A 26,004-nucleotide genomic window follows, 5' to 3' on the forward strand; every position below is an offset into this window, starting at 1 on the left:
ATCAGTGAACCCCCATGAACAGACGGTTCCAGCGGATCTCGACCGGCCAGTACCAGACCTGCCAGAAGGGATGGGCGTTATCGACCGACATGAATATCCACTTGGCCTGTCCCACCAGGTTTTCCATCGGAACGAAGCCGAGGTCCTGCGGTTCGTCACCCATGAAGCGGCTGTCGGCGCTGTCATCGCGGTTGTCGCCCATGGCAAAGAAATAACCCGGCGGCACGACGTATTCCGGGGTGTCGTTCTTTCCCCCTTCATCCGTCAGCTTCAGGATATCGTGGGCGACCGGGCCGTGGCCACCGCTGCCGGGCAGGATCTCGCGGTAGCGGTCACCTTCCATGCGGGTGCGGTGTTCGTCTATCGTGGTGTATTCGCCTTCGGGCTCACGCGGGACTTCCTGCCCGTTCAGAATCAGCTTTCCCGCGCGCATCTGCACCGTATCGCCCGGCAGACCAACGATCCTCTTGATGTAATCGATCGACGTGTCCTTGGTGAAACGGAACACGGCCACATCACCGCGGTGCGGGGTACTGTTGAAGATCCGTCCCTGGAACAGGTTGGGCGAACCGGGCAGCGCATAATGCGAATAGCCGTAGCTGTATTTTGCCACCCACACGTAATCCCCCACCTGCAGCGTCGGGATCATGGAACCGGACGGAATATTGAACGGTTCGAACAGCACCGTGCGCACGGTAACGGCCAGAACCCCGGCAATCACGACGGTACGCACCAGTTCCAGCAGCCCCCCGTCCCGACGCGTGGCATCAGGCCCCGATGGGGAGGAAATCGTCTTGTTATCGTCCATTGGCATAATTGTTCTTCAATCCGGATCTGGCATCGACCGGACACGGGGCGCCGGACGAATAACGTGCGGATCAAGCCCACGCACCCCCCGCCTGTCAAGCATTGCCCATGCGGGCACGACAGGTGGTCAGGCTGCGCTGGCCTTTTCCGCCATGATCATGACCTGCGCGAAGGCATAGGGGTGCTCATCGGTCATGGTCAGGAACACCTGCGCCACAAGCCCGTCGGGCACCAGTGCGTGCAGCCGCACCAGCGCCCCACCCGTCAGCCGCATGACCGGCTGGCCCGTCGGCAGGTTCTCGACCCCCATGTCACGATGGAACACGCCCTGCGAAAAGCCGGTTCCCAGCGCCTTGGCGCAGGCTTCTTTCGCCGCCCACCGCTTGGCAAAGGTCCCCAGCCGCGCGGGCCCGTACCTGCGGGCGGCGGCGGCACGTTCGGACGCGGTGAAAACGCGTTCCTCGAACCGTGTGCCGTGCCGGACGAAGACGGTTTCAATCCGCCGTGCGTCACACAGGTCGGAGCCAATGCCGATCAGCATGGCCTATCCCCTGGCCCGTTCAACCTGCACCACGCCACGGGCCGCGCGCAGCGCCACCATGATGGTTGTCAGGTGGCGCAGGTCCCGCACCTCGATATCCGCAAGGATTTCCATGAATTCAAGCTGTCGGTTGACGATGCGCAGGTTGACCAGCACACCTTCATGCTTGGCGGCGATATTGGTCAGCGTCGCCAGCATGGCCGGTTCATTGGCCGTCACCACGCTCAGCCGCCCGGTATAAAGGCCGGTGGCGTTGCGCGCGATCAGGTCATAATCCCAGTCCAGATCCATGAACCGTTCGGGGGTGGCAGCAAAAGTCTCCAGCGTCTGGCACCCCAGCGTATGGACCGTGATCCCCTTGCCGGTGGACACGATGCCCACGATCCTGTCGCCAGGCAGCGGATGGCAGCACCCGGCGAAATGCACCGCCATGCCGGCACCCACGCCCGCCAGCGCCATGCCCGCCGCAGGCTTGCGCCGCCCGGCCGCTCCGCCGGGGGACGCCGAGGGCGCGCGCATGGACAGGCCCGGCACCATGCGCGGCGCACGCGGCGCACGACGCAGCTCGGGATAGGCCAGTTGCACGACTTCCCGCGCGGACTGGTTGCCATTGCCCACCGCGACATACAGGTCGGGCACCGATTGCAGGCGCAGGTCCTTGAGCAGGCTGTCCAGCACCTTTTCCGACCCGTCCACCCCTTCCTGCCGGAAGGCCTTGGCCAGCGCCACGCGGCCGCTTTCCAGATGGGCCTCGCGCTGCTGCAGCGCCACATGGCGGCGGATGCGCGCACGCGCCTTGCCAGTGACGACAAAACGTTCCCACGATGGCGAGGGCGTGCCCCCGCGCGCGGTCATGATCTCGACCTGATCGCCGTTCTGCAGTTCATGGCGCAGCGGCATGAGGCGGCCATTGATGCGCGCGCCAACACAGCTGTCGCCCACCTGGCTATGCACGGCATAGGCAAAATCAACCGGCGTCGCCCCACGCGGCAGCGAAATCAGCTGTCCCTTGGGCGTGAAGCAGAACACCTGATCCTGATAGAGCTCGAGCTTGGTATTCTCAAGGAACTCATCGGGCGCAGCCGAGTCCTCGAGAATATCCAGCAGGTCCTGCACCCAGCGCAGCCCGGACACGACGCCCTTTGCTTCCCTGCTGCCGGCGGCATCGGGCACCTGTTTATACAGCCAGTGCGACGCGACACCATTTTCGGCCACATCGTGCATTTCCGGCGTGCGGATCTGGACCTCGATCTTCTGGTTACGCGGGTGGCGCAGGGTCACGCCGGTATGCAGGCTCTGGTAACCATTGGCCTTGGGGGTGGAGATATAGTCCTTGAACCGCCCCGCAATCACCGGATAGGCGGCATGCACCGCGCCAAGCGCCACGTAACAGGCCTCACGCGTTGGCACCATGATGCGGAACGCCATGATATCGGACAGCTGTTCAAAGGCGACGTTGCGCCGCTGCATCTTTTCCCAGATGGAATAGGGCGTCTTTTCCCGCCCGGTGACCTCCACGCCTTCCAGCCCGGCTTCCGCGCACAGGACCTGAAGCTCGCGGCGGATTTCCTCGATCACGTCCGCGCCCTGCCCGCGCAGATAGTTCAGGCGCGCACGGATGGTCGCCATCGCTTCGGGCTCAAGCGCCGCGAACGACAGGTTCTGCAGTTCCACCTTCACCTTGTCCATGCCGATACGGCCGGCAAGGGGGGCGTAGATTTCCATGGTTTCGCGCGCGATGCGCTGCCTGCGGTCCAGGCGCTGCACATAATGCAGCGTGCGCATGTTATGCAGGCGGTCGGCCAGCTTGACCAGCAGCACGCGGATGTCGCGCGACATGGCCAGCACCAGCTTGCGGAAGTTTTCCGCCTGCTTGGTCCGGTCGGACTGCAGTTCCAGCCGCGTCAGCTTGGTGACGCCATCCACCAGTTCGGCAACGGTATTGCCGAATTCCGCGCGCAGCTGCTGCTGCGTTACACCCGTATCCTCGATCGTATCGTGCAGCAGGGCCGTAATGATCGAGGCGGAGTCCAGATGGAAACCCGCCAGTATGTTGGCGACGGCAAGCGGATGGGTAATGTAGGGATCGCCGTTGTCGCGGGCCTGCCCCGCATGAGCGGCCTTCGCCACCTCAAAAGCGCGGCGGATCAGATCCGTATCGGCGCCGGGATCATACGCCAGGATGCGACGGATCAGGCCGTCACATGAAACCACGCGCTCCCCTTCCCCCCGCGTGGCGGGAAGGGCGGCAGCGCCTGTCGTCACTCCACCCGTGACAGGCACGGGCATGGAGGAAGATGTCGTTTCCGATCTGACCGGGTCAGTCACCTTCCACCCTTTCGTCAGAAGATGTTACCGGCCCCGTCCACTCAGGGCCGCCTCAACCGAAGCCTCAAGTTCTTCAGCCGACATGCCGCCGCTGGAATTGCGTGCCTCTTCCTCGGCCGAGACATCCTGCAGGCCAAAGATGTTCTGTTCGGTCGGGATCAGGTCGACCACTTCCTCATCGGCGGGCTCCGGCTCCGGCGCGCGGGCCAGCGAGCGGACGAGGTCGCTGCGGATCTGGTCCAGACTTACGGTCTGGTCAGCGATCTCACGCAGGGCAACAACGGGGTTCTTGTCGTTGTCACGGTCAATCGTCATTTCCTCGCCACGGGACAGGGCGCGTGCGCGCTGCGCTGCCAGCAGCACCAGTTCAAAACGATTGGGAACCCGCTCAACGCAGTCCTCGACAGTGACGCGTGCCATCAGGCCTGAACTCCGGTTATTAATTGGTTGTGTTGATCAGAATTTACCTTACTACCCGTGCGCCTGTCCCGATGCAAGCGTTCAGTCAGCCCGCGCGGGCATGGGCGTGATCTCCTGCCCCGCGACGGCGGGCAGGAAAGCATCGATTCCCCGCCCCGTCACGGGGTCGCGCCAGTCGGGCATGACATCACGCAGCGGCAGCAGCACGAAGGCGCGTCCGGTCGCGCGCGGGTGCGGCAGAACGGGGTCGGGAGCAGCACGCACAAGGTCGCCCATGGTGATGATGTCCAGGTCCAGCGGGCGGGCGGCGTTCACCACCGTGCGCCTGCGTCCGGCCTCGGCCTCGATATCATGCAGCCGCGCCAGCAGCCATGCCGGGTCCACCTGTCCCGACAGCCGCACGACTCCGTTTACATAGGGGGGCTGGCCCGAAGGGGGGACCGGCGCGCTTTCATACCAGCGCGATACCGCCACCACCGACAGGCCGGGCAGGCGCGCAAGCCGGTCAACCGCCCACAGGCAGGTCTCGGCCGCAGTTTCACCACTTTCACGAGGCAGGTTCGCACCCACCGCAATTGTTATATCATTCAGGGCCGGCGCAGATTGCAGCATTGTCATGTGAAAACAGTGTTCCAGACGGTTACCGTCAGTTAGTAATCCCCGCGTAGGGAACTTTCAAAAAGGATGTGGCTTCATATACATGCAAGTGCCATTGCTGCCAGACAACTTTCACCGCGATGCAGAATACATGCAGCGCGAAATTTAACACGGCCGTGACGTATTCACTTTTCTTTTTCAGGGACTGACCATAAATGTTTTTTCAACCTCAGGAGCGGCTATGTCTGTTTATAGACGGCACCAGCCTGTATTCCGCATCCCGCAACCTTGGATTTGAAGTCGATTACCGCAAGTTACTGCATTTTTTCCGTTCCAAGTCGAATGTACTGCGCGCCTATTATTATTCCGCCGTCCTGGACACCGAGGAGTATTCCCCCCTCAAGCCGCTGACCGACTGGCTTGTCTACAACGGCTATACCCTTGTCACAAAAAACGCGCGGGAGTTCATCGACCATAATGGCCGCCGCCGCGTGCGCGGCAACATGGATGTGGAACTGGCGGTGGACATGATGGAAATGGCCCCGCATATCGACCATGCCGTGCTGTTCAGCGGGGATTCGGATTTCCGCCGCCTGCTGGAATCCATGCAGCGTCAGGGCGTGCGCACCACCGTGGTCGGATCGATCAAGACCTCGCCCCCCCTGATTGGCGATGAACTGCGCCGCCAGGCGGACCAGTTCATTGAACTGGCGGATATCGCAACCCATTTCATGCGCCGCCATATCGAAAACCGGCCGCCCCGCAACGCTACCCCGCCCGTACGCCACCCCGCCGACCAGATGAGCGAACACGACGAGGACTGACACACACCGCACCCCGCCCGCCACACAGTGGCCGGGCGGGGTTTTTCGTCGGGTTCAGCCGTCCAGCTGCAGTGCCGCGCGCGTGCGGTCACGCACCTGCGCGCACAGGGCCGCATCCTGCCCCAGCTTGACGCCGTAGGAGGGGATCATTTCGCGCAGGCGGGATTCCCATTGTGGCAGACGGCCGCCAAAGCAGCGCTGCAGCACCGTCAGCATGATCGGCGCCGCCGTGGACGCCCCGGGGGATGCCCCCAGCAGCCCGGCGATGGAGCCACCCGCACCCGTCACGACCTCGGTCCCGAACTGCAGCACGCCACCACGCTTTGCGTCCTTCTTGATCACCTGAACGCGCTGGCCCGCGGTAATCAGTTCCCAGTCTTCCTTGCGCGCAGTGGGGACAAAGTCACGCAGCGCCTTCAGCCGGTCCTCGCTGGACTGCATGACCTGCTGGATCAGGTATTTCGTCAGCGGCATGTTGTCGCGCGCCACCGCCAGCATCGCCCCGATATTGTCCATGCGGATAGAGCGCGGCAGGTCCAGCCATGACCCCTGCTTGAGGAACTTGGTCGAGAACCCGGCATACGGCCCGAACAGCAGCCCGCGCTGCCCGTCAATCACGCGCGTGTCCAGATGCGGCACCGACATTGGCGGCGCACCCACGGATGCCTTGCCATACACCTTGGCATGGTGCTGTTGCACGACCTCGGGGTTGGTGCAGCGCAGGAACTGGCCGCTGACCGGGAAACCGCCAATACCCCGGGCTTCGGGTATGCCGCTTTTCTGCAGCAGGTGCAGCGCGCCGCCGCCCGCGCCAATGAACACGAATTTGGCGCGCACCCGGCGTTCGCCCCCGCCATGCACGGCGCGGACGGACACATCCCATTCATTATTGCCTGCGGGCTTGAGGTCTTCCACCTCGTGCGCAAGGTTGAGGTCAAAACCCGGCTTGCCCTGCAGCAGGCTGATCAGGCGATGGGTCAGCGCGCCGAAGTTCACATCCGTGCCCGCCGGATGCCATGTGGCGGCCAGCGGCTGTCCCGGCTTGCGGTCCTGCATGACCAGCGGCATCCACTGGCGCAGCTGCCCTTCATCGGTGGACAGCGACATGCCCGCAAACAGTGGGTGCTCCTGCAGCGCCGCATGGCGGCGGCGCAGGAAGTCAACGTTTTCGGGGCCCCAGACGAAGCTCATGTGCGGAATGGGGTTCAGGAAATCGCGCGGCGAAGCGATCTGTCCCGTTTCCACCAGATAGGACCAGAACTGGCGTGAAACCTGAAAGGCCTCGTTGACGTTCACGGCCTTGGAAATATCCACCACCCCGTCGGGACGGAGCGGCGTGTAATTCAGTTCGCACAGGGCGGAATGGCCGGTGCCGGCATTGTTCCAGCCATTGGAACTTTCCAGCGCCACGTCATCCAGCCGCCCGAACAGGCCAATGGACAGGCCCGGTTCAAGCTGGCGCAGGAGCGCGCCCAGCGTTGCACTCATGATTCCGCCGCCAATCAGGACCACGTCGTACGTGGAAGCGGCAGAGGAGGGATTCGAGGTCATGGCATTCTCCGGATCGGCATCGGAAACCCGCTGCGTGGCTGTTCATCGGCTGGACCGGGCAGCCACCCGGCGGCGCGGGGAACCCGGCCTGATTGCACGTTCATGTCAGTTACCGGCATGGTGACCGGCACCCGGCGCATGGGGGCATGACCCTCACACCACCGGACAGTCGTCAGCCCTTTCCTTGCCACCATGTTCGCCAGGGCGGGGCATCATCTCTGCGCGAGGACGGCAACCTGCCCCGCCGCACGGGGGGCCGGACGCCACGGTTCATACCGCGCCCGCCGCCCGGAAAACGTCCCCGCCCGCAAGGACAACATCGCGCGAGCGGGCCGCCCCTCCTTACACGCATCACGTATGACCGTCATCCGCATTGATCCATGCAGGCCGCCGGATTCCCGCCATATCCCTGCCGGATCATGACTGCCGCCACCATGCATGACAGCACGCGCACCGGCACGGGGTCCGCGCGGCTGGTCAGGATGACGGGCACGCGCATGCCCATGACGATGCCCGCCGCCCGCGCCTGACCGATAAAGGTCATCTGCTTGGCAAGGATGTTCCCCGCTTCAAGGTCGGGCACCACCAGTATGTCCGCCTGCCCCGCCACGGGGGAAACCACGCCCTTGCACCGCGCGGCCTCGGGGCTGACGGCGTTATCAAGCGCCAGCGGGCCATCCAGTACCGCGCCGGTAATCTGTCCGCGCTCGGCCATCTTGCACAGGATGGCCGCATCCAGCGTGGAAGGCAGGTCGGGATTGACCATTTCCACTGCCGACAGGACCGCCACCTTTGGCAGCCCGATACCCAGCATGTGACCAAGGTCGATGCTGTTCTGGACAATGTCGCGCCGGGCATCCAGGTCGGGAGCGATGTTCACCGCCCCGTCGGTCACCAGCAGCACGCGCGGGGCCTGCGGCGCATCCAGAACGTAGACGTGGCTCATGCGCCGGGTCGTGCGCAGGCCGCCGTCATGGTGGCCCAGTTCGTGCAGGAAAATGCGCGAATGCAGCGACCCCTTCATCAGGGCCGCAACCGTTCCCTCCCGCGCCATGCGCACACCCTCTCGCGCGGCGTCGCCATCGGTGGACACGTCAACGATACGGCAGCCCGACAGGGTAATGCCCGCGTCCTTCGCCATCTGACCGATCCGGGCAGCGGGGCCGATCAGCACGGGCGTGGCCAGGGCCGCCTGCGCAATGTCGGATGCCGCCTGCAACGCCGGCACGCTACAGGGATAGACCACGCCAAGCGCCATGGGCGGATGGCCGGAAAGGGTCCGTGCAAGATCGTCAAAAAAATGCAGGCTGCGCATCATGTCTCCTTCCCGTGACGGACCGAGTGCGGGCACCTGATTGCCACAATTCCCCCCGATCCCCCGGCATCATCTTTATGCGAGGCATACCCGCCGCGCGTCATCGGGGCGTGACGTCATGCCCGCTATTGCCCACATTCAGGCACTGGCCACCGGGCCATCACGCAACAGGTTTAAGGAGAACCCGCATGTCCACCGCTCCGCTGATCGGTTTTGTCGGATTTGGGGCCATGGCGTCCCGCATGGGGGCCAATCTGGCCAGGGCCGGCTACCGGATCGTGGCCTATACCCCGTCAGGCAAAGGCGGCGATGGCAGCACCCGGTTCATGCCCACGCCGCGCGCGCTGGCACAGGAAGCCGATATTGTCCTGGCCTGCGTGCCGGATGACGAGGCACTGGACAAATCCATGAACGGCCCCGATGGCGTGCTGGCAGGCATGAAGTCGGGCGGCCTACTGATCAACACCAGCACGGTGGCGCCCGAAACCTCCGTCGCGCTGGCGCAGTCGGGTCAGGCGCATGGCATCACCATCATCGACGCCCCCGTGGCCGGCAGCACGCCGGAAGCGGAATCGGGCAACCTGATCGTGCTGGCCGGTGGCGCGGCGGCCGACATCAGCCGTGCGCAGGGCGTGTTCGACGCCATCGGCCGCCTGACCATCCATGCCGGACCGGTGGGCAGCGGATCGAAGCTGAAGCTGGTCATCAACGGCATCATGGGCGCAACCCTGGCGGTCGTGGCGGAAGGCGTCACCTACGGCCTCGCCTCCGGGCTGGATCGCGGCATGCTGTTTGACGCGCTGGATGAAGTGCCGGTGATTTCACCGCACCACAAGCGCAAGCTTAAGGCGGCGAAGGCGGGGGATTTCAGCCCGCAGTTCCCTGCCCGCCTCATGCAGAAGGACATGCGCCTGCTCATGACCGACGCGGCGCGCCAGACCGCGCCCCTGCCCGCCATGGCGGCAGCAACCCAGAGCCTGTCACTGACCCGCCGCCGCCACCCTGACGAGGATTATTCCGCCCTGTTCGCCGTCATGGAAAGCATGGTGGCCAACACGCCCTGAACCCCACCAGCCAGGAAATTTTCTGGTGAAGCTGCTAAGGGGGCGCCCGGAAACGTCCGTCATTTCCGCCAGCGGGCTGTTGTGGAACAATCCCTAGACCCACCCGCGCAATAGCGCGCCCATGACCGCCAGCCTGTCGCCCACGCCACGGGGGGACGCACTCCCATCGCCATCCACCCGCCCGCGCATGTCCCGCAGGCCAAGGACGGCGGGCAGCCCCGTGGCAAGGGCGGCACGCGGCAGGCGTGGCCCTTCACGCACCATGTCCAGCCATTCGCGTCCCTGCTGGCGCAATCCATCGCGCAGGGTGGCGATCTGGGCGGATGTGGCCTGCCCGGTCCGCAGGCCGTCGCGCGTCAGGCCGACATGCGCCAGCGCATCTTCGGGTAACGGGCAGCGACCCGCGCGCAGTACGGCAGGCAGGTAGCGCACCAGCGCCCCCACGCCATAAATCCCGCCCATGAGACGTATGCGCGCCAGCAGCGTGGATTCGGCAAACCCCGCGGCCTGCGCCATGGCGACCTGCACGCCCCCCGCGCCATCCAGCATGGACGCCTGCCACGCTGCCCGGTCGGGCAGGCCATCGAGTTCACATTCGCGTGCCGTGATGATGCCCTCCAGCGTTTCACGCCGCACCACGCCACGACCCAGCAGGTCCAGCAGGGCCACCGCCGTGTCATGGCGCTGCGCATTGCCGCTTTCCAGCACATCGCGCCACCACTGCAACCGGATCAGACCCGCCATCGGCCCTGCCACCGCCCATGACGCAGGGGTCGCAACCGCCCGCGTGCATTCATGGTTGAAGGCGATCAGCACCATCGCCGCCATACGGGCGGCCGGTGGTACGAACAGCGCGCAGAAGAAGCGGTCCGGGTCGGCACGACGCGCGTCATGCAGGAACGACGCCCCCCCTGCCACCGGCGGGCATGCATCCATCTGGCCCGTCATGGCGTTTGGTCCGGAAGGCGTGGCGCTGGGGTGTTCATACGTCCGTCACTTGACGCACCCGCTCCGCACCCATAGCAATCTTGGTATGGCGGCTTCATGCCGCTCCTTGCAATTCCCAGGAGAATGTTCATGGCTTTCGAATTGCCGTCCCTTCCCTTCGCCTACAATGCCCTTGCCAACCGTGGCATGTGCCAGGAAACGCTGGAACTGCATCATGACAAGCATCATCAGGCCTATGTGACGGCGCTGAACGGATTTGTCGAATCCAAGCCGGAACTGCAGGGCAAGTCGCTTGAGGAAATCATCCTCATGGTCAAGGGCAAGCCTGACCAGGCGCCCGTGTTCAACAATGCGGGACAGCACTGGAACCACATCCTGTTCTGGCAGAACCTTGCCCCCAAGGGCGGCGAGATCCCTCACGCCCTGTCCAAGAAGCTGGTCGAGGATTTCGGCAGCATCGAAAAGTTCAAGGCCGACTTCAAGGCAGCCGCCGCATCGCAGTTCGGCTCGGGCTGGGCATGGCTGGTTCTGGCTTCCGACGGCAAGCTGAAGGTGACCAAGACCGGCAACGGCTCCAACCCGCTGGCCGAAGGCCAGGGCAAGGTGCTGCTGGGTCTGGACGTGTGGGAACACTCCTACTACCTCGACTTCCGCAACCGTCGTCCCGACTACATCACCAACTACCTGGACAAGCTGGCCAACTACGAGTTCGCCGAAGCGCAGCTCCAGTCCGCCTGATTGCCTGTTTTCAGGTAACAGACCGAAAAACCCGGCCTTGCGCCGGGTTTTTTGCGTACAGGGCTGTGTGGAACAGCCTGCCACGGACATATCGGACGATCATAGGAATGTTTCAGGACAGGCTGCCTTTTTGAAACAGGGCAGCGCCACACACCCCGGTCCTGATCAATGGGTCGTTGCGGGCGATTTTCTCATACCCGCGAATGGGCCCGCGTGCCCAGCGCCCGCAGCGGGGTGCCGCGCATCAGTTCCACCTCGATCTGTTCCAGCGTCATGCCGCGCGTTTCAGGCACACGCAGCAGCACCATAACCATGAACACCGCATTCAGCCCGGCATATCCCCACAGCACCCGGTCCGCCCCCAGTATTTCCAGACCGGTCAGGAACGTGGCGCTGACCAGCATGTTGGCCACCCAGTTGGCACAGGTGGAGCATGCCATACCGAACTCACGCCCGCGCAGCGGCAGGATCTCGGCACAGAGCAGCCAGGTCAGCGGTCCCGCCGCGAACGCGAACGCCGCGACGAACACCAGCATGAACACCCCCATAAGCAGCCGCATACCCGGCATGGGCGGCATGCCCCCCGCCACCATGGCCGCCTGCGCGCCCATGGCCAGCGCCATGACGGCAAACCCGCCGATCAGCATGGGCCTGCGCCCGATCCGGTCAACGCAGGTCGTGGCGATACAGGTGGACAGCAGGTTGATGATCCCGATTCCCACCGGTCCCCAGACCTGCACGTAATGGCCATACCCCGCCAGCCCGATGATGTAGGGTGCGTAGTACAGCACTGCATTGATGCCGGAAAACTGCTGCGCCACCTGCAGCCCCACCGCCAGCCACATGGCCCGGCGGCAGTTTGGGTCCTTCATGAAACTGCCGATCCCGTCGCGGCGGGCGGCCAGACGGGCCATGATGGCATTGCGTTCGGCCATGACCAGCCGGGGCAGGCCACGTAGTTCGATCAGCACGCGGCGCGCGTCGCGCTCACGCCCCTGCGCCAGCAGCCAGCGCGGGCTGGGCGGCAGGAACAGCACCCCCATCATGAACACAAGGCCAGGAAAACCCACCACGCCCAGCATCCACCGCCATCCGCCAAAATAGGAAAACAGCCCGTCGGATACGAATGCCGCCAGCAGCCCGCATGAAATCATGAGCTGGTAGCCCAGTATCATCGCGCCCCGACGCCCGGAATCAGCAATTTCGGCAATATAAAGTGGCGTGGCGAACGTGGTCGCCCCGGTCGCCAGCCCCAGCAGCAGCCGCGCCAGCATGAGTGAGCGGTACGACGTGGCTTCGGCGCATAACAGCGGCCCCACCACGAACAGGGCCGCTGTCAGCACCAGCGTGCGCTTGCGCCCGCAGCGATGCGACAGCCACGCCGCCCCCAGCACGCCCATTGCCGCCCCCAGCAGCATGACGCCAACCATGGATTCGCGCTGGAAATCCGACAGGACGAATTCCTGCGTGATCAGGTCCAGCGCACCGGACATGACCCCCGTATCAAGCCCGAACAGGATGCCGGACAATGCCGCCAGGCCACCAATCAACCCCGCGCGTCCGCGCAGGACCGGCCCATGCCGGATGGTGGGACCTGTCTCTGCATCGTCGCGCTGCCTGTGCATCCTGCCTGCTCCTGATGTTACAGGATGCAACGGCAGAACACGGGTGAAGTTCACCCCTCATCCACGGTCGCGCGGGGATTAGGGGGCAGGACTTACTTCGCCGGCTTGTCAGGCGTGGAATCATTGGCGGGCGTGGACGCGCTGGTAATGACCGAACCCAGGGTGTCGCGTATCACGGTCACCCGCACGCCCGGCGCGATTTCGACCTCGACCTCGTTCGATTCCGCCTGCACCTTCTGCACCACGCCGATGATGCCACCCGCCGTCAGCACCCGGTCGCCACGGCGCAGGGCGGCAATCTGGTTGCGTAGCTGCTTCTGCTTGACCTGCTGCGGGCGAATCAGCAGGAAATAGAAAATGGCGAACATGGCCACGTACGGCAGCACGGCCATGATGCCGTCACCACTGAGCAGCCCACCGCCAGCCGACTGGGCATGCGCGGGCGTTGTTAAAAAATCATTGATAATAGAAGGCATTACGATCTTTCCGGCATAATGAAGGATTGAACGGGTTGCGGGTTTGACATGCGGACCATAGTTTTCGCCTGTTTCCCGTCAAGGCGTTCGCCTGCCCTACCCGGCCAACGCGCTCCGGATCGCCTGGTGGCATGCGCCACCGCACTCAGTCATGCTGGAATCAGGAACGACGATGGACAGTACCGCCCTTCCCCTTCTCGAACGCATTGCCGCGGCCCTTGAACGGCTGTCCCCGCCCGCGCCCTCGCTTGCCGGGCTGGAGCAGGCGGACGCCTTCATCTGGCATCCCGGTCTTGGCCGCCTGACCGCCGTATCCCACGTCGCCCACGTGGACATGGACCTGCTGCAGGGCATCAACCTGCAGCGCAAGATGCTGCTGGACAATACGCTGCATTTCGCCCGTGGCCTGCCCGCCAACAACGCCATGCTGTGGGGCGCGCGCGGCATGGGCAAGTCATCGCTGGTCAAGGCCGCCCACGCGCAGGCGAATCTGGTGGATGGTAAACCCGCCCCCCCGGGCAAGGGGCGGCTGGTGCTGGTTGAAATCCAGCGCGAGGACCTGTCCACGCTGCCCGACCTGCTGGCGCTGCTGCGTGAAAGCCCGCGCCGCTTCATCGTCTTCTGCGACGACCTGTCGTTCGAGCGCGAGGATGCGGATTACAAGGCCCTGAAATCGGTGCTGGACGGCGGCATCGCCGGACGGCCGCAGAACGTGCTGTTCTACGCCACGTCCAACCGCCGCCACCTGATGCCGCGCGAGATGATCGAGAACGAAAGTTCGACCGCCATCAACACGTCCGAAGCGACGGAGGAAAAGGTCTCGCTGTCCGACCGCTTCGGCCTGTGGATCGGATTCCACAACTGCGCGCAGGACACGTTCATGGACATGGTGCGCGCCTATGCGAAGGAACGCAGCCTGCCGATCACGGATGCGGACCTGACCCGGCGCGCCAATGCGTGGTCGCTATCGCGCGGCGGCCGGTCAGGGCGTGTCGCGTTCCAGTTCATTGAAGACCTCAGCGCGGAACTTTCTGCGTGAACATGATCCATAACATGGATTGACCCCCGCCCTGCCTGTCATGCTGATGCCATTGCCCGCGCCCATGGCGGCAGCAGATGGAACAAGGAGGCAGCCGGGGAAATGGTCCAGCAATATATTACAAAACATTATGGCGCTGAACCATTTGCCCTGGGGGTAAAAAACATCCTTAATATCGCCATGGCGGCGCGATACGGTTGCACATGCCCTATCCCCGGCATGTGACCGGCATCCTGTCCCGTGGCACATCCGGCTGCCATGCCCTGTTAACAGTCAAGAGAGACAATGGATCAGTCGTTATCGCCCGACAGCATGCAGTCCTCCGCCCCGGTTACCGGGCGGGATCTGCGCCGCATTCGTGCCAACCCCGATTTCTGGTACCCCGTCGCGTGGTCACGGGAACTGAAGCCGGGCAAGACCATAGGTACCCGCTATGCCGGGCAGCCCATTGCCCTGGTGCGCCCCAAGGAAGGCGGCAGCGTGTTTGCGCTGGAAGACCGCTGCGCCCACCGTCAGGTCCCGCTGAGCAAGGGCACCGTCAAGGGTGAGTCAGTCCAGTGCTGCTACCACGGCTGGGCCTATGGCCGGTCGGGCCGCTGCATTGACGTACCCTATCTTGGCAAGGGCAAGCTGCCCAACGGCGTGCGTACCTACCCCGTGCGGGAGGTTGACGGCCTGATCTTCGTTTTCCCCGGAGACCCGGCCAAGGCAGAGACAACACCCTTCCCCCGTCTGGCGGAAGTGGCCAACCCTGCCTACAAGACCCGCCGCTTCGGCCAGCTTGTGCACTGCCACTACAGCTTCATGCACGAGAACCTGATGGACATGAACCATCAGTTCATGCACATGAAGCAGATGGGGCAGATGAAGCCCCGTTTCCTGGGGCAGGAACGTGGCCCCGGGCTGGTGGAAGCCCGCTACAGCTTTGCCCGCACCAGCGGCAAGCAGCCGATTGGCGAGGCGCTGATCTTTGGCCAGAAGCGTGATAACAGCGAAAAGTTCGCTCATCGCGACGTCATGACCATCCGCACGGTCTATCCTTACCAGACGCTTCATATCCAGACGGGCGACAGCGCCCCGGTCATGGACCTGTGGATTGCATATGTGCCGCAGGACGAAGCGGAACTGACCAACCGGGTGTTCGGGCTGCTGTCGATCAAGCGGCCGGGCGTTCCGGGGCTGCTGGATCTGGCATGGCCGTTCCTGACCGCGTTTACCGAACGGATTTTCCGTGAAGACCGCGAGATCGTGGAACTGGAGCAGAACGCCTGGTACGAACAGGGGGGCGACCGCAACCAGGAAATCTTCCCGGTCATATGCAACCTGCGCGAACTGCTGGTGGAATGCGGACTGCCAGCCGGACAGGACGCGCCCGCACCCGTCGCAAGGGGCGCCTCAAGCGCATGAGCGTGCAGGGAATACATGGTTCCGGCACCTTACTGGAGGCCGGTGAATACCGCCTGCGTGAAGTCCGCACATCTGATGCGGGCACCATGCACAGGCTGATAAATGACTGGAGCGTGGTGCGGATGCTCAGCCGCGTTCCATTCCCCTACTCGCTCGCGCTGACCGAGGAATGGATCGCCGCGACCATTGAACAGTCGCGGCGCGGGGAAGCCTATCATTTCGCCATTACGTGCCCTTCATCCGATGCGCCGGATTCGCTGATCGGGTGCATCGGGCTGCGCATCAATGCCACCGACCGGTCCTGCTCGCTGGGGTACTGGGTGGGGCGTGCGCACTGGAACCGCAAGGTCGCCACCACCACGGCGGGCCGTCTGGCGCGCTGGGCACTGGCCAACCTGCCGGTTGAACGCCTCACCGCATCCGCGGCACATGACAACCATGCCTCCATCGCCGTGCTGCGCCGGATCGGTTTCCGGGAAAATGGAACGGGGTCGCAGGAATTCGTCTCACGCGGGGGGGAATACCCTGTCCGCCTGTTCGAGGCGCGCCACGCCGACCTGTCGGGGGAAGCAATGGCCGAGGAAATGGCCCAGGTGGCGGACAGCACCCGCAAGGTCGTGCTGGTCGCGGCCGTGGCACTGGTGGATTCGGATGCCCGCGTGCTGCTGGCCCGGCGGCCCGAAGGCAAGTCGATGGCGGGGCTGTGGGAATTCCCCGGCGGCAAGGTCGAAACGGGAGAAACGCCCGAACAGGCCCTGATCCGCGAACTGGATGAGGAACTGGGACTGGATGTCGCCCGTTCCTGCCTTGCGCCGTTTACGTTCGTTTCCCACGATTACGGACATTTTCACCTGCTCATGCCCGTCTATGTCTGTCACCGGTGGAAAAACACCCCCACCCCCCGGGAAGGACAGACACTGGAATGGGTGGCGGCCGACAGGCTGCGCGATTACCCCATGCCCGATGCCGACCGTCCCCTGATCCCGCTGCTGCAGGACCTGCTTTAACCCAGCGGAATATCCCGCAGGGCCGCCAGTTCGGCAGCGGGGAACGGAACAGGCTGCTGTCCCGGCACGTCCACCTGAAAACTGAACAGGCTGCCCGCCTGCGGCATCTGCGCCAGACGGTCGGGCGGTGTATTCTTCCGCGCCGTCGTAATATACGCCGTGCGCAGATCCGGCCCGCCAAAGGCCACCTTGGTCACGTTCAGCGCCCCCGGCACGGGAATGGACGGCAGGGGCGTACCATCGGGCCGGAAACGCACGATCCGTCCCCCGTTCCATACGCCAACCCAGAGATTACCCTCGCTATCGACCACCACGCCGTCGGGGTAGCCATCACTGATCCGCGCGAACACCTGCCGGTTCGACAGGCTGCCATCTTCGGCCAGATCGAACACGTAAATGATCCCGGCAGGGGAATGATTGTGGTACAGCCGCCGCCCGTCGGGGGAAACGCCGGGACCATTGGTGACGATATATCCCTCATCATGGCGCAGGACATTCAGGCCCGTCCCCTCGCGGGTGACGGAATACAGCGCACCGCTGGGCGTGCTTTCACCATCGTCCATGGTGCCGAACCACAGCCGCCCCTTCGAATCGACACTTCCGTCATTGATCCGGTTGCCAGGCAGGTCGGGTTCTACCGCAACGTCCCTGCAAAACACGCCGGTTGCCGGGTCCAGACTGTACAGCCCGTCCTTCAGCCCGCACATGAGCGTGCCGTCACTGACCGGCGCCACGAAACCGGGGCGCTGCGGCGCGGGCCATGACGCGCGCGCACCACTGGCGGGATGGAAACGGTGGATGGCCAGACCTACGATATCGACGAAATAGAGCGCCTGTTCCCGCACGGACCATACGGGTCCTTCGCCCAGTTCCGCCCGGATGTCCCAGACACAGTGCGGTTGCGGCATTGCTGCGGTGTTCATAGCTTCTCCTTCCGGTAGGCTTGCTGTCGTTATAGGGTGGGGGGAAATGCTCCCGCCCGCAACCTAGTGGAAACATGCATCATGAACCCCACCGCCTGCCTGCTGGTCATAGGTAATGAAATCCTGTCCGGCCGCACACAGGACGTAAACGTGCAGTATATCGCCCGCCGCCTGTCTGAAACCGGCATTACGTTAAGCGAGGTCCGGATCATTCCGGACATCCGCGCCGTGATCGTACGCAACGTGACCGAAGCCCGCGCGGCGTATGACAATGTCTTTACCACGGGCGGCATCGGGCCGACGCATGACGACATCACCTCAGCCTGCGTCGCGGAATCGTTTGGCGTGCCATGGGTCCACCACCCCGAAACCTTCCGCCTGCTGGAAGCGCACTTCCCCCCGAACGAATTCAATCCCGCGCGCCAGCGCATGGCCACGATGCCGCAGGGGGCCGTGCCCATCCGCAATTCCGTTTCGGTCGCACCCGGCTTCACCATGGGCAACGTGCATGTCATGGCGGGCGTGCCACGCATCATGCGCGCGATGTTCGAGGAAGTCCTGCCCACCCTGCCCCATGGCACCCCGGTCACATCCCGGGCATGGCATGCCAATGGCCTGTATGAAGGCACGCTGGCCGCAGGGCTGGAAACAATACAGCAGCGCCATCCCGACGTTGATATCGGGTCCTACCCCTACCGCCTTGATGAAAGCTGCCGGGGCGTGTGCCTGTTATGCAAGGGAACGGATGTGGAGGGCGTGAAGGCCGCGTCCGACGCCGTGCGCGACCTGATCGAACGCCTGGGCTTCACACCACAGGCGGGGGAACCGGTAAAAGGCTGAAGGGCCGCCTGAAACGCCTGCCCGGCAGGCGTTTCAGGAGACCATAAAAAGTTTGGGTGTCGCCTTTTTTGAAAAAGGCGACACCCGAAAACTTTTACCAGCGCGGCTCACAGCATCATAACGGCGCAGGTCAGGCGACGGCTTCACGCCCCATGGCGAGGAATTTTTCACGCCGCTGCGCCTTGAGCAGAACAGGGTCCTTGGCCTGCAGGCCCGGCAGTTCCGCCGCAATGGCGTCGCCCACCGCGCGAATCGCGGCGGCAGGTTCGCGCTGCGCGCCACCCAGCGGTTCGGGAATGATGCGGTCAATCAGACGCAACTGCAGCAGATCCTGCGCCGTCAGCTTGAGTGCATCCGCCGCCGTGGAGGCCTGCTTGGGATCACGCCACAGGATGGAAGCACAGGCCTCGGGCGAGATCACGGAATAGATGGCATGTTCCAGCATCATCACCCGGTCGCCCGCACCCAGCGCCACGGCACCGCCTGACCCACCTTCGCCAATGACGGTGGCAATCACCGGCACCGGCACGTTCAGGCAGGTTTCAATGGAGCGCGCGATGGCTTCCGCCTGCCCGCGCGCTTCCGCATCGATCCCCGGCCATGCGCCGGACGTGTCGATGAAGGTCAGGACCGGCAGGCCGAATCGCCCGGCCAGCTTCATCAGCCGCTGCGCCTTGCGATAGCCTTCGGGCCGGGCCATGCCGAAATTATGCTTGAGCCGCGTTTCGATCTCGGCCCCGCGTTCGGTTCCGATCACCACTACCGGCGTGCCCTTGAACCGGCCGATACCGCCAATGATGGCCTTGTCATCGCCAAACAGCCGGTCACCGGCCAGCGGGGCGAATTCGGTTATCAGCGCATTGATGTAATCAATCGTATGCGGGCGCTGGGCATGGCGGGCCACCTGCACCTTCTGCCACGGCGTCAGCTTGGCATAGGCCGCACGCAACTGCCGGTCGGCTTTTTCACTCAACCGGGTGATCTCTTCGGCGATGTTGATCCCGTCCGGACCGGACATCCTGCGAAGCTCGTCGATCTTGTTCTCAAGTTCGGCGACCGACTTTTCGAAATCTAGAAACTGGCGCATGCGCTGCCGATAGCACAGCCTGCACGCCAGCCAAACATTTTCACGCAGGGAATCCGCCCTGCCATGCATTTTTATCCACGCCCGTCCGCGCCGGACAGCGGATGATGCTGCGCCACCGCGTCGCGCAGGCGGTCAAGCATCACATGGGTATAGATCTGGGTGGTGGCGATGTCGGCATGGCCCAGCAGCACCTGCAGCGCCCGCAGGTCCGCCCCATGGGCCAGCAGGTGCGTGGCGAAGGAATGCCGCAGCACATGGGGCGACAGCCGCTGCGGGTCCAGCCCCGCCCGCAGCGCCACATCATGCAGGATCCGGTCAAAGCCCTGCCGCGTCATGGGCCGGGCGGGGCCGCGACCGGGAAACAGGTAGGGACTTTTCCGCGCGGAATCCATGTCCATCAACGCACGGGCGGCGGCGCGAGCGCGGGCGGACATGGGCACCATGCGTTCGCGCCCGCCCTTGCCACGCACCAGCATCATGCCCGGCGCCGCATCCAGCGCGCGGCGCGGCAGCGACAGCAGTTCGGATATGCGCAGCCCCGATGCATACAGCATTTCCAGCGCGGCCCGCGCCACAAGCAGCCTGCGCCTGCGGGCGGGTGTCGCATCATTTTCAGCCTCACACGCCGCCAGAAGCGCCGTGACCTCCGCTTCCGACAGGAAACGCGGCAGGGTCATGTCCAGACGCGGGGCGTCCAGCAGGGCCGCGGGGTTGTCGGGCCGCAGTTCCTCACGGGCTAGGAACAGGAAATACTGCTTGATGCAGGACAGCCTGCGGGCCTGCGTTCGGGGGGCCAGCCCCTGCCGCGCCAGACCGGACAGGTAGTCGCGCAGGTCCGCCTCCCCCGCATCCAGCGCGGAGACACCGCGCGCATGCAGCGCTCCGGTCATGTCCTCCAGGTCACGGGCGTAGGCCTGGATGGTATTCAGCGCCGCCCCGCGCTCGGCCGCCTGCATCTCCAGAAAGGCGTCAACCGCGTTCCCGACCATGGGGCCTGCCGCTTACTGCGCAGCGGTTGGGGCTGCGACCGGGGCCAGCGGTGCCACGGGCAGGGCCGCAGGCATGCCCAGCGGCGCGGGGGCCGGCGCCACGGGGGCGGCAAAGGCGATATCCTTGTGCACATCCTGCTGCACCAACGCAGGCGGAAAGGCACCCAGCGAGAAGAATCCCCCTACCCCACACACGACCAGAACGCCCATCACGGCAATAACAATACGGATCATCCAACCGCTTCCCATATCCTGCACACCCCGGCCATCCACAATCCGGACCGGATACACGCTTTTGCGCGCATGGCCGGGCGTTCGTGCGGACTCTACCGGTTCCGTCCTGCTGTATGTTAGGTTGCGCGCCATGTCACGCCAGATTCCCCCCGACCGGCCCGGTCCGGCCACGCCATCGCGCGCCATCCCGCTTGACCTCAATGCCGTCGGCCCCGCCAGGCCACGACAGGCGGGCAGCGGGCGCACCATCGTGCTGGTCGGGCTTATGGGCGCGGGGAAAACAACGATCGGCCGCATCCTCGCCGCGCGGCTGGGGGTGCCGTTTGTCGATTCGGATGAGGAAATCGAACGCGCCGCCGGCTGCACCATCGCTGACCTGTTCCACAAATACGGCGAACCCGAATTCCGCCGGGGGGAACGGCTGGTCATCCGCCGCCTGCTGTCCGGGCCACCCGTGGTGCTGGCGACGGGCGGGGGCGCATTCATGGACTCCCGCACGCGGGCGAGCGTGCGCGAGCATGCCGTTTCCATCTGGCTGCGCTGCCCGCTGCCGGTGCTGGTGCAGCGCGTGGCGGACCGCACGCACCGCCCCCTGCTGAATGCCGCCCCGCCGCATGCGGTGCTGGCGGACCTTATGCGCCTGCGCCATCCGGTCTATGCCGAGGCCGATATCATCGTGGATTGTGGAGACGATAACGTGGAACACAGCGCCGACCATGTCATTCAGGCCCTGAAGCATAACCGGCAGCCGCTGCGGGTACCCGTGCGGCTGGACCGCGCCAGCTATGATGTCGTGATCGGTCCCGACGTGATCCGTCGCGCCGGCGCGCTGCTGGCCCCCGTCCTGCCGCAGAAACGCGTGATGATCCTGACGGACGAAACGGTTTCCCCCCTGCACCTGCCCCGGCTGCTGGAAGGGCTGGAGGAAACCGGAATCCGTGCGGAGGTCATCACCATTCCCCCCGGGGAAGGGTCAAAGACCATCGGCATGTACGAACGCGTGACCAACGCCCTGCTGGAAGCGCATGTCGAACGCGGCACCACGGTCGTGGCGCTGGGCGGTGGCGTGGTAGGGGACCTGGCCGGATTCTGTGCCGCCACCACGCTGCGTGGCCTGCCCTTCGTGCAGATCCCGACAACGCTGCTGTCGCAGGTGGATTCGTCCGTGGGGGGCAAGACCGGCATCAACACACCGTTTGGCAAGAACCTGCTGGGGGCGTTCCACCAGCCCATCGCGGTGCTGGCCGATACATCGACCCTGGCCACCCTGCCGGTGCGCGAACTGCGCGCGGGCTATGCCGAAATCGTCAAGTCGGGGCTGCTGGGCGATGCCGCGCTGTTCGACTGGTGCGAACGCCACGGGGCAGCGGTGCTGGCGGGCGATCCGGCCATGCAGGCCGAAGCCATCCGCATGGCCTGCGCGTTCAAGGCGCGCGTGGTGGTTGCCGATGAGCGCGAGGAACGCAAGGCCGATGGCCGTGCGCTGCTCAACCTCGGCCATACCTTCGGCCACGCGCTGGAGGCGGAAATGGGCTATAATGGCAGCCTGCTGCATGGGGAGGCCGTGTCCATCGGGCTGCGGCTGGCGTTCATGCTGTCGGTCCGGCTGGGTTACTGCCCGGCGGAAGACCTTGAGCGCGTGACCCGTCACCTCGAACGCCTGTCCATGCCCGCACGGATCAGCGATACGGGTCGGAATTTCTCTGCCGCCCAGCTGGTTCGCAACATGCAGCGCGACAAGAAGATGCGCGATGGCCGCCTGTCTTTCGTACTGGTCCGCGGCATTGGCCGGGCCTTTACCTGCCGTGACGTGCCCGACGACGTCGTGCTGGAGATGCTGCGCGCGGATGGCTGCACGCCCTGACCCCAACACGTCCGTGTGATATTTTTACAACGTCCCTGCCCTGCCATCCGGCGGCAAAGGGGCATTTAATCTTATCTCAACCTTTGCCCCGCACAACGATCCAGCCATGGATCGGGTGCGGGCAGGTTGCCCGGCATTCCCGCTTCCGCACCCTTCCGCTGGCATTGCGACAACGGCCCATGGGCCAATTGTATCAACATGCATCAGGCCAGTGTGGAACATGCCCCCATCTCCACAAAAAAGAAGGCGTCTGATCAAGTATCTTAAGGACGGGAATATGCGTCTTCGCGCGGCATTACTGGCGACTACACTTGGCGCGGCACCCTTGGGCACCGCCATGGCCACAACGATAACAGGGCCGTATGTCGGCATTGGCGGCGGCTATGACCTGACCCAGACCCAGCATGCCCATGGCTTTGACCGTGACACGTATGAGAGCGAGAGCGGGAAGATCAGAAATGATCCGGCGGTGAATGCACGGAACCTGTACGACGCCCATTCGCGCGAACGCATGCAGCATGGCGATGGCTGGACCGGGTTCGCCAACTTCGGCTGGGGATTCGGCAACGGCCTGCGTGCGGAAATCGAAGGGGTCTATAACTGGTCGGCGCTGACCGGGTACAGCGCGGCCTACGGCACCGGCAGCCACGTCAGCGGCCGGACCAACGGCAGCGACCGGTCATATGGCGGATTCGTCAACGTGCTGTATGACATCGACCTCAAGCGCCTGTTCGGCATCGATGTGCCCGTCACGCCGTTTGTCGGTGTCGGTGCCGGTTACCTGTGGCAGAACGTGAACGCCAGCACCGTCGTTCCCGGTGGCATCAGGCCCGGCGGCACGGCAACCGTCAGCCAGGACGGCACGAATGGCAGCTTCGCCTATCAGGGCATTGTTGGCGCAGCCTATGACATTCCCGGCGTGCAGGGCCTGCAGATGACCACCGAATACCGCATGATCGGGCAGGTGGAATCCTTCGCGATGGGCAATATCAACCAGCGCGTGAACGACCCCGCGTCCGACCATAACAACCTGCGCTATGACCACCGGTTCAACCACCAGTTCATTGTCGGCGTACGGTACGCGTTCAACCATGCCCCGCCGCCGCCGCCGCCCGCACCCACCGTCGTGCCGCCAGCGCCGACTGCGGCGCGCACCTATCTGGTGTTCTTTGACTGGGACGGTGCCGCCCTGACCGGTCGCTCGCGTGAGATCGTGGCGCAGGCAGCCCAGGCGTCCACCCACGTCCAGACAACCCGTATCGAGGTCAATGGCTACACCGACAATTCCGCCGCCCATCCCGGCCCCCGTGGCGAACATTACAACATGGGCCTGTCCATGCGCCGCGCGGACAGCGTGAAGGCCGAACTGATCCGTGATGGTGTCCCGGCCAGCGGCATCGACATTCACGGCTATGGCGAAGCCCACCCGCTGGTGCCCACCGGGCCTGACACACGCGAACCCCAGAACCGCCGTGTCGAGATCATCCTGCACTGACGGCGTGTTCTGTAATAAATTGATAAATACGGACATTCACGAGGGGGAGCACACGGCTCCCTCTTTCCATATCGAATCGTTTTGGGACGCGTCAGGCGTAAAAACCAGCCCTTCGGTTTCCGGTACTGTCCTATGCAAAATAAATGGGTCTAATATCGGACTTCCAAAAAAACCTTATAAAATCGGGACTTTTCACGGAACTTGCCAAACAGCCCTGAAAGATATGTGTGTTTTTCGCCACACCTCATGGGCATGCGGCATTTTGCCCATTCTCAAGTCGGTCCAGACAGGCTAATCCCCGCATCATAGCTTGCGGGTAATCTCAGGCTGCCCTGTCTCGGGGCAAATCCATTGCCCGAACCACAAGATGGGGCTTTGCCCTGCAACAACAGAGTTAAGGACTGAAACATGCGTCTACGCGCAGCGTTACTGGCTACCAGCCTGCTGGCAGCGGCACCTTTCGCCGCCAAGGCAACCACCATCACCGGCCCGTATGTTGGCATCGGCGGTGGTTATGACCTGACCCAGACCCAGCACGAGCATAGTGCTGACATCAAAAACGGCCAGAACGGCAATAACGACTTTGGCGATCACGTTCACCACAGCCATGGCTGGACCGGCTTCGCCAACGTTGGCTGGGGCTTCGGTAACGGCCTGCGCGCCGAAGTCGAAGGTGCCTACAACTGGTCCGCGATCAGCAGCTACAGCAGCGCCACCAGCACCAAGGGCCATGACCGCTCCTATGGCGGTTTCGTCAACGTGCTGTATGACATCGACCTGAAGCGTCTGTTCAACATTGACGTGCCTGTCACGCCGTTCGTCGGTGTTGGTGCCGGTTACCTGTGGCAGAACGTCAGCAGCGCAAGCACCATGGATGGCATGTCGGTCAACCGCAAGGGCACGAACGGCAGCTTCGCCTATCAGGGTATCGTCGGTGCAGCCTACGACATCCCGGGCGTTCCGGGCCTGCAGATGACCACCGAATACCGCATGGTTGGTCAGGTTGAAGACTTCGGCATGGGCAACGTGACCGGTGGTCTCGCCAGCGGCGGCGAGCGTAGTGCAATGCGTTACGATCACCGCTTCAACCACCAGTTCATCGTCGGTGTCCGCTACGCGTTCAACAACGCGCCGCCGCCGCCGCCGCCGGCACCTGCCGTCGTGCCGCCCGCACCGACCGCAGCCCGCACCTACCTGGTATTCTTCGACTGGGACGGCGCAGCCCTTACCGGCCGCTCGCGTGAGATCGTGGCAGAAGCTGCCCAGGCTTCCACCCACGTCCAGACGACCCGCATCGAAGTCAACGGCTACACCGACAACACCTCGGCCCACCCGGGTCCGCGCGGTGAGAAGTACAACCTTGGCCTGTCCATGCGTCGTGCGGACAGCGTGAAGGCTGAACTGATCCGTGACGGCGTGCCCGCCAACGCCATCGACGTCCATGGTTACGGTGAAGCCCACCCGCTGGTGCCGACCGGCCCCGACACGCGTGAGCCGCAGAACCGTCGCGTCGAGATCATCCTGCACTGATCCCGACCAACCGGTCTCAGAAGAAAGGGAGCACTTTGTGCTCCCTTTTTTTGTTGCCCGGGTTTTAAGGTCAGGACCAAGTCGCGACGCCCCGTGTTCCTTCTGCCACAAAATACTCTAAATCTTTTATTAGAGTATTGTTTCCAGTGGGACGCTCCCCACATACTTACTTGTTAATAAATAGAAAAAGTTTCTGTCCCGTTCGGTGCAGCACCGGTGTTACCTTTATGCTGCTGTGTGGCCATAAATTGGACGCAACCACAGGCAACACACTGTGTTTAAGGGGGATGGATTGATTGCTTACGCATCCCGCACATGATGTGCCCTATAAAGAAGTAATAATGTGAGGAAGGAC

24 protein-coding genes are annotated in these 26,004 nt (G+C 63.9%); 10 read left to right on the forward strand and 14 right to left on the reverse strand.

Annotated features, from left to right (window positions below):
• Position 1: 1 nt before the first annotated feature.
• The 5 genes from lepB to folK form a co-directional block, all read right to left on the reverse strand.
• Entirely contained in the window at positions 2–808 is an 807-nt protein-coding gene (lepB, locus tag HNO79_RS00860) for a signal peptidase I (RefSeq protein ID WP_214164326.1), read from the reverse strand.
• A 126-nt stretch (positions 809–934) separates the two neighbouring features.
• Entirely contained in the window at positions 935–1,348 is a 414-nt protein-coding gene (acpS, locus tag HNO79_RS00865; protein WP_214164325.1) for a holo-ACP synthase, read from the reverse strand.
• Positions 1,349–1,351: 3 nt separating this feature from the next.
• Entirely contained in the window at positions 1,352–3,637 is a 2,286-nt protein-coding gene (locus tag HNO79_RS00870; RefSeq protein ID WP_214164324.1) for a RelA/SpoT family protein, read from the reverse strand.
• A gap of 63 nt (positions 3,638–3,700) precedes the next feature.
• Complete coding sequence (rpoZ, locus tag HNO79_RS00875) at positions 3,701–4,096, reverse strand: DNA-directed RNA polymerase subunit omega (RefSeq protein WP_010513841.1); 396 nt, start codon at positions 4,094–4,096, stop codon at positions 3,701–3,703.
• 81 nt (positions 4,097–4,177) lie between these two features.
• Entirely contained in the window at positions 4,178–4,714 is a 537-nt protein-coding gene (folK, locus tag HNO79_RS00880) for a 2-amino-4-hydroxy-6-hydroxymethyldihydropteridine diphosphokinase (RefSeq protein WP_214164323.1), read from the reverse strand.
• Positions 4,715–4,908: 194 nt separating this feature from the next.
• On the opposite strand from folK, the gene HNO79_RS00885 reads away from it, so the two are divergent.
• A complete protein-coding gene (locus HNO79_RS00885; protein WP_010513844.1) occupies positions 4,909–5,517 on the forward strand; it encodes a LabA-like NYN domain-containing protein in 609 nt (202 codons plus the stop codon).
• A gap of 54 nt (positions 5,518–5,571) precedes the next feature.
• Here HNO79_RS00885 and HNO79_RS00890 read toward each other — a convergent pair whose 3' ends face one another.
• Both HNO79_RS00890 and HNO79_RS00895 read right to left on the reverse strand, forming a co-directional pair.
• The gene (locus HNO79_RS00890) at positions 5,572–7,068 is read right to left on the reverse strand and encodes a malate:quinone oxidoreductase (RefSeq protein WP_048857071.1); all 1,497 of its coding nucleotides are present in this window, start codon (positions 7,066–7,068) and stop codon (positions 5,572–5,574) included.
• Between the two features lie 364 nt (positions 7,069–7,432).
• Positions 7,433–8,386, reverse strand: coding sequence for a bifunctional enoyl-CoA hydratase/phosphate acetyltransferase (locus HNO79_RS00895; protein ID WP_010513847.1), 954 nt, complete (start codon positions 8,384–8,386; stop codon positions 7,433–7,435).
• 185 nt (positions 8,387–8,571) lie between these two features.
• Between HNO79_RS00895 and HNO79_RS00900 the strand changes: the two genes are divergently transcribed.
• Positions 8,572–9,447 (forward strand): NAD(P)-dependent oxidoreductase, encoded by an 876-nt coding sequence (locus tag HNO79_RS00900; protein WP_214164322.1) that lies wholly within the window; start codon positions 8,572–8,574, stop codon positions 9,445–9,447.
• A 93-nt stretch (positions 9,448–9,540) separates the two neighbouring features.
• Here HNO79_RS00900 and HNO79_RS00905 read toward each other — a convergent pair whose 3' ends face one another.
• A complete protein-coding gene (locus HNO79_RS00905; protein ID WP_048857068.1) occupies positions 9,541–10,395 on the reverse strand; it encodes a squalene/phytoene synthase family protein in 855 nt (284 codons plus the stop codon).
• Positions 10,396–10,524: 129 nt separating this feature from the next.
• Here HNO79_RS00905 and HNO79_RS00910 point away from each other — a divergent pair, with 129 nt between their 5' ends.
• Entirely contained in the window at positions 10,525–11,133 is a 609-nt protein-coding gene (locus HNO79_RS00910) for a superoxide dismutase (RefSeq protein WP_010513850.1), read from the forward strand.
• Between the two features lie 191 nt (positions 11,134–11,324).
• Here HNO79_RS00910 and HNO79_RS00915 read toward each other — a convergent pair whose 3' ends face one another.
• Complete coding sequence (locus HNO79_RS00915; RefSeq protein ID WP_010513851.1) at positions 11,325–12,758, reverse strand: sugar porter family MFS transporter; 1,434 nt, start codon at positions 12,756–12,758, stop codon at positions 11,325–11,327.
• 92 nt (positions 12,759–12,850) lie between these two features.
• A complete protein-coding gene (yajC, locus tag HNO79_RS00920; protein WP_010513852.1) occupies positions 12,851–13,234 on the reverse strand; it encodes a preprotein translocase subunit YajC in 384 nt (127 codons plus the stop codon).
• A 172-nt stretch (positions 13,235–13,406) separates the two neighbouring features.
• Here yajC and HNO79_RS00925 point away from each other — a divergent pair, with 172 nt between their 5' ends.
• The 3 genes from HNO79_RS00925 to mutT all read left to right on the forward strand — a co-directional run bounded on the left by HNO79_RS00925 (position 13,407) and on the right by mutT (position 16,687).
• Positions 13,407–14,273, forward strand: a complete 867-nt coding sequence (locus HNO79_RS00925) for an ATP-binding protein (protein WP_214164321.1) — start codon at positions 13,407–13,409, stop codon at positions 14,271–14,273.
• 285 nt (positions 14,274–14,558) lie between these two features.
• On the forward strand, positions 14,559–15,680 hold the full coding sequence (locus HNO79_RS00930; protein ID WP_048857065.1) for an aromatic ring-hydroxylating oxygenase subunit alpha: 1,122 nt from the start codon (positions 14,559–14,561) through the stop codon (positions 15,678–15,680).
• The gene (gene mutT, locus HNO79_RS00935) at positions 15,677–16,687 is read left to right on the forward strand and encodes an 8-oxo-dGTP diphosphatase MutT (RefSeq protein WP_010513856.1); all 1,011 of its coding nucleotides are present in this window, start codon (positions 15,677–15,679) and stop codon (positions 16,685–16,687) included. The genes HNO79_RS00930 and mutT overlap by 4 nt, the downstream gene beginning before the upstream one ends.
• Here the strand turns inward: mutT and HNO79_RS00940 are convergent.
• Complete coding sequence (locus HNO79_RS00940; protein ID WP_244987386.1) at positions 16,684–17,610, reverse strand: SMP-30/gluconolactonase/LRE family protein; 927 nt, start codon at positions 17,608–17,610, stop codon at positions 16,684–16,686. The two genes, mutT and HNO79_RS00940, sit on opposite strands and share 4 nt — an antisense overlap.
• 81 nt (positions 17,611–17,691) lie before the next feature.
• On the opposite strand from HNO79_RS00940, the gene HNO79_RS00945 reads away from it, so the two are divergent.
• Positions 17,692–18,450, forward strand: a complete 759-nt coding sequence (locus tag HNO79_RS00945) for a competence/damage-inducible protein A (RefSeq protein ID WP_214164320.1) — start codon at positions 17,692–17,694, stop codon at positions 18,448–18,450.
• A gap of 130 nt (positions 18,451–18,580) precedes the next feature.
• Here HNO79_RS00945 and HNO79_RS00950 read toward each other — a convergent pair whose 3' ends face one another.
• From HNO79_RS00950 to HNO79_RS00960, 3 genes are all read right to left on the reverse strand, one after another.
• Positions 18,581–19,537 carry an acetyl-CoA carboxylase carboxyltransferase subunit alpha gene (locus HNO79_RS00950; protein WP_029329372.1) on the reverse strand — a complete coding sequence of 319 codons (957 nt, stop codon included), beginning with the start codon at positions 19,535–19,537 and terminating at the stop codon, positions 18,581–18,583.
• 71 nt (positions 19,538–19,608) lie between these two features.
• Entirely contained in the window at positions 19,609–20,526 is a 918-nt protein-coding gene (locus HNO79_RS00955; RefSeq protein WP_200410452.1) for a tyrosine recombinase, read from the reverse strand.
• A 12-nt stretch (positions 20,527–20,538) separates the two neighbouring features.
• Positions 20,539–20,760 (reverse strand): hypothetical protein, encoded by a 222-nt coding sequence (locus HNO79_RS00960; protein ID WP_029329373.1) that lies wholly within the window; start codon positions 20,758–20,760, stop codon positions 20,539–20,541.
• 130 nt (positions 20,761–20,890) lie between these two features.
• On the opposite strand from HNO79_RS00960, the gene aroB reads away from it, so the two are divergent.
• The 3 genes from aroB (at position 20,891) to HNO79_RS00975 (ending at position 25,649) form a co-directional block, all read left to right on the forward strand.
• Positions 20,891–22,624 (forward strand): 3-dehydroquinate synthase, encoded by a 1,734-nt coding sequence (gene aroB, locus HNO79_RS00965; RefSeq protein ID WP_214164319.1) that lies wholly within the window; start codon positions 20,891–20,893, stop codon positions 22,622–22,624.
• Positions 22,625–22,901: 277 nt separating this feature from the next.
• The gene (locus HNO79_RS00970) at positions 22,902–24,119 is read left to right on the forward strand and encodes an OmpA family protein (RefSeq protein ID WP_214164318.1); all 1,218 of its coding nucleotides are present in this window, start codon (positions 22,902–22,904) and stop codon (positions 24,117–24,119) included.
• A gap of 408 nt (positions 24,120–24,527) precedes the next feature.
• Entirely contained in the window at positions 24,528–25,649 is a 1,122-nt protein-coding gene (locus HNO79_RS00975) for an OmpA family protein (RefSeq protein ID WP_214164317.1), read from the forward strand.
• Positions 25,650–26,004 lie beyond the last annotated feature (355 nt).

It is taken from the genome of Komagataeibacter oboediens, assembly GCF_018491655.1.
Lineage (GTDB): Bacteria > Pseudomonadota > Alphaproteobacteria > Acetobacterales > Acetobacteraceae > Komagataeibacter > Komagataeibacter oboediens.

Bases quoted from the DNA above. Each gene is read 5' to 3' on its own strand.
- lepB (WP_214164326.1), bottom strand. From the start codon at position 808: ATGGACGATAACAAGACGATTTCCTCCCCATCGGGGCCTGATGCCACG.
- acpS (WP_214164325.1), bottom strand. From the start codon at position 1,348: ATGCTGATCGGCATTGGCTCCGACCTGTGTGACGCACGGCGGATTGAA.
- HNO79_RS00870 (WP_214164324.1), bottom strand. From the start codon at position 3,637: ATGCCCGTGCCTGTCACGGGTGGAGTGACGACAGGCGCTGCCGCCCTT.
- rpoZ (WP_010513841.1), bottom strand. From the start codon at position 4,096: ATGGCACGCGTCACTGTCGAGGACTGCGTTGAGCGGGTTCCCAATCGT.
- folK (WP_214164323.1), bottom strand. From the start codon at position 4,714: ATGACAATGCTGCAATCTGCGCCGGCCCTGAATGATATAACAATTGCG.
- HNO79_RS00885 (WP_010513844.1), top strand. From the start codon at position 4,909: ATGTTTTTTCAACCTCAGGAGCGGCTATGTCTGTTTATAGACGGCACC.
- HNO79_RS00890 (WP_048857071.1), bottom strand. From the start codon at position 7,068: ATGACCTCGAATCCCTCCTCTGCCGCTTCCACGTACGACGTGGTCCTG.
- HNO79_RS00895 (WP_010513847.1), bottom strand. From the start codon at position 8,386: ATGATGCGCAGCCTGCATTTTTTTGACGATCTTGCACGGACCCTTTCC.
- HNO79_RS00900 (WP_214164322.1), top strand. From the start codon at position 8,572: ATGTCCACCGCTCCGCTGATCGGTTTTGTCGGATTTGGGGCCATGGCG.
- HNO79_RS00905 (WP_048857068.1), bottom strand. From the start codon at position 10,395: ATGACGGGCCAGATGGATGCATGCCCGCCGGTGGCAGGGGGGGCGTCG.
- HNO79_RS00910 (WP_010513850.1), top strand. From the start codon at position 10,525: ATGGCTTTCGAATTGCCGTCCCTTCCCTTCGCCTACAATGCCCTTGCC.
- HNO79_RS00915 (WP_010513851.1), bottom strand. From the start codon at position 12,758: ATGCACAGGCAGCGCGACGATGCAGAGACAGGTCCCACCATCCGGCAT.
- yajC (WP_010513852.1), bottom strand. From the start codon at position 13,234: ATGCCTTCTATTATCAATGATTTTTTAACAACGCCCGCGCATGCCCAG.
- HNO79_RS00925 (WP_214164321.1), top strand. From the start codon at position 13,407: ATGGACAGTACCGCCCTTCCCCTTCTCGAACGCATTGCCGCGGCCCTT.
- HNO79_RS00930 (WP_048857065.1), top strand. From the start codon at position 14,559: ATGGATCAGTCGTTATCGCCCGACAGCATGCAGTCCTCCGCCCCGGTT.
- mutT (WP_010513856.1), top strand. From the start codon at position 15,677: ATGAGCGTGCAGGGAATACATGGTTCCGGCACCTTACTGGAGGCCGGT.
- HNO79_RS00940 (WP_244987386.1), bottom strand. From the start codon at position 17,610: ATGAACACCGCAGCAATGCCGCAACCGCACTGTGTCTGGGACATCCGG.
- HNO79_RS00945 (WP_214164320.1), top strand. From the start codon at position 17,692: ATGAACCCCACCGCCTGCCTGCTGGTCATAGGTAATGAAATCCTGTCC.
- HNO79_RS00950 (WP_029329372.1), bottom strand. From the start codon at position 19,537: ATGCGCCAGTTTCTAGATTTCGAAAAGTCGGTCGCCGAACTTGAGAAC.
- HNO79_RS00955 (WP_200410452.1), bottom strand. From the start codon at position 20,526: ATGGTCGGGAACGCGGTTGACGCCTTTCTGGAGATGCAGGCGGCCGAG.
- HNO79_RS00960 (WP_029329373.1), bottom strand. From the start codon at position 20,760: ATGATCCGTATTGTTATTGCCGTGATGGGCGTTCTGGTCGTGTGTGGG.
- aroB (WP_214164319.1), top strand. From the start codon at position 20,891: ATGTCACGCCAGATTCCCCCCGACCGGCCCGGTCCGGCCACGCCATCG.
- HNO79_RS00970 (WP_214164318.1), top strand. From the start codon at position 22,902: ATGCGTCTTCGCGCGGCATTACTGGCGACTACACTTGGCGCGGCACCC.
- HNO79_RS00975 (WP_214164317.1), top strand. From the start codon at position 24,528: ATGCGTCTACGCGCAGCGTTACTGGCTACCAGCCTGCTGGCAGCGGCA.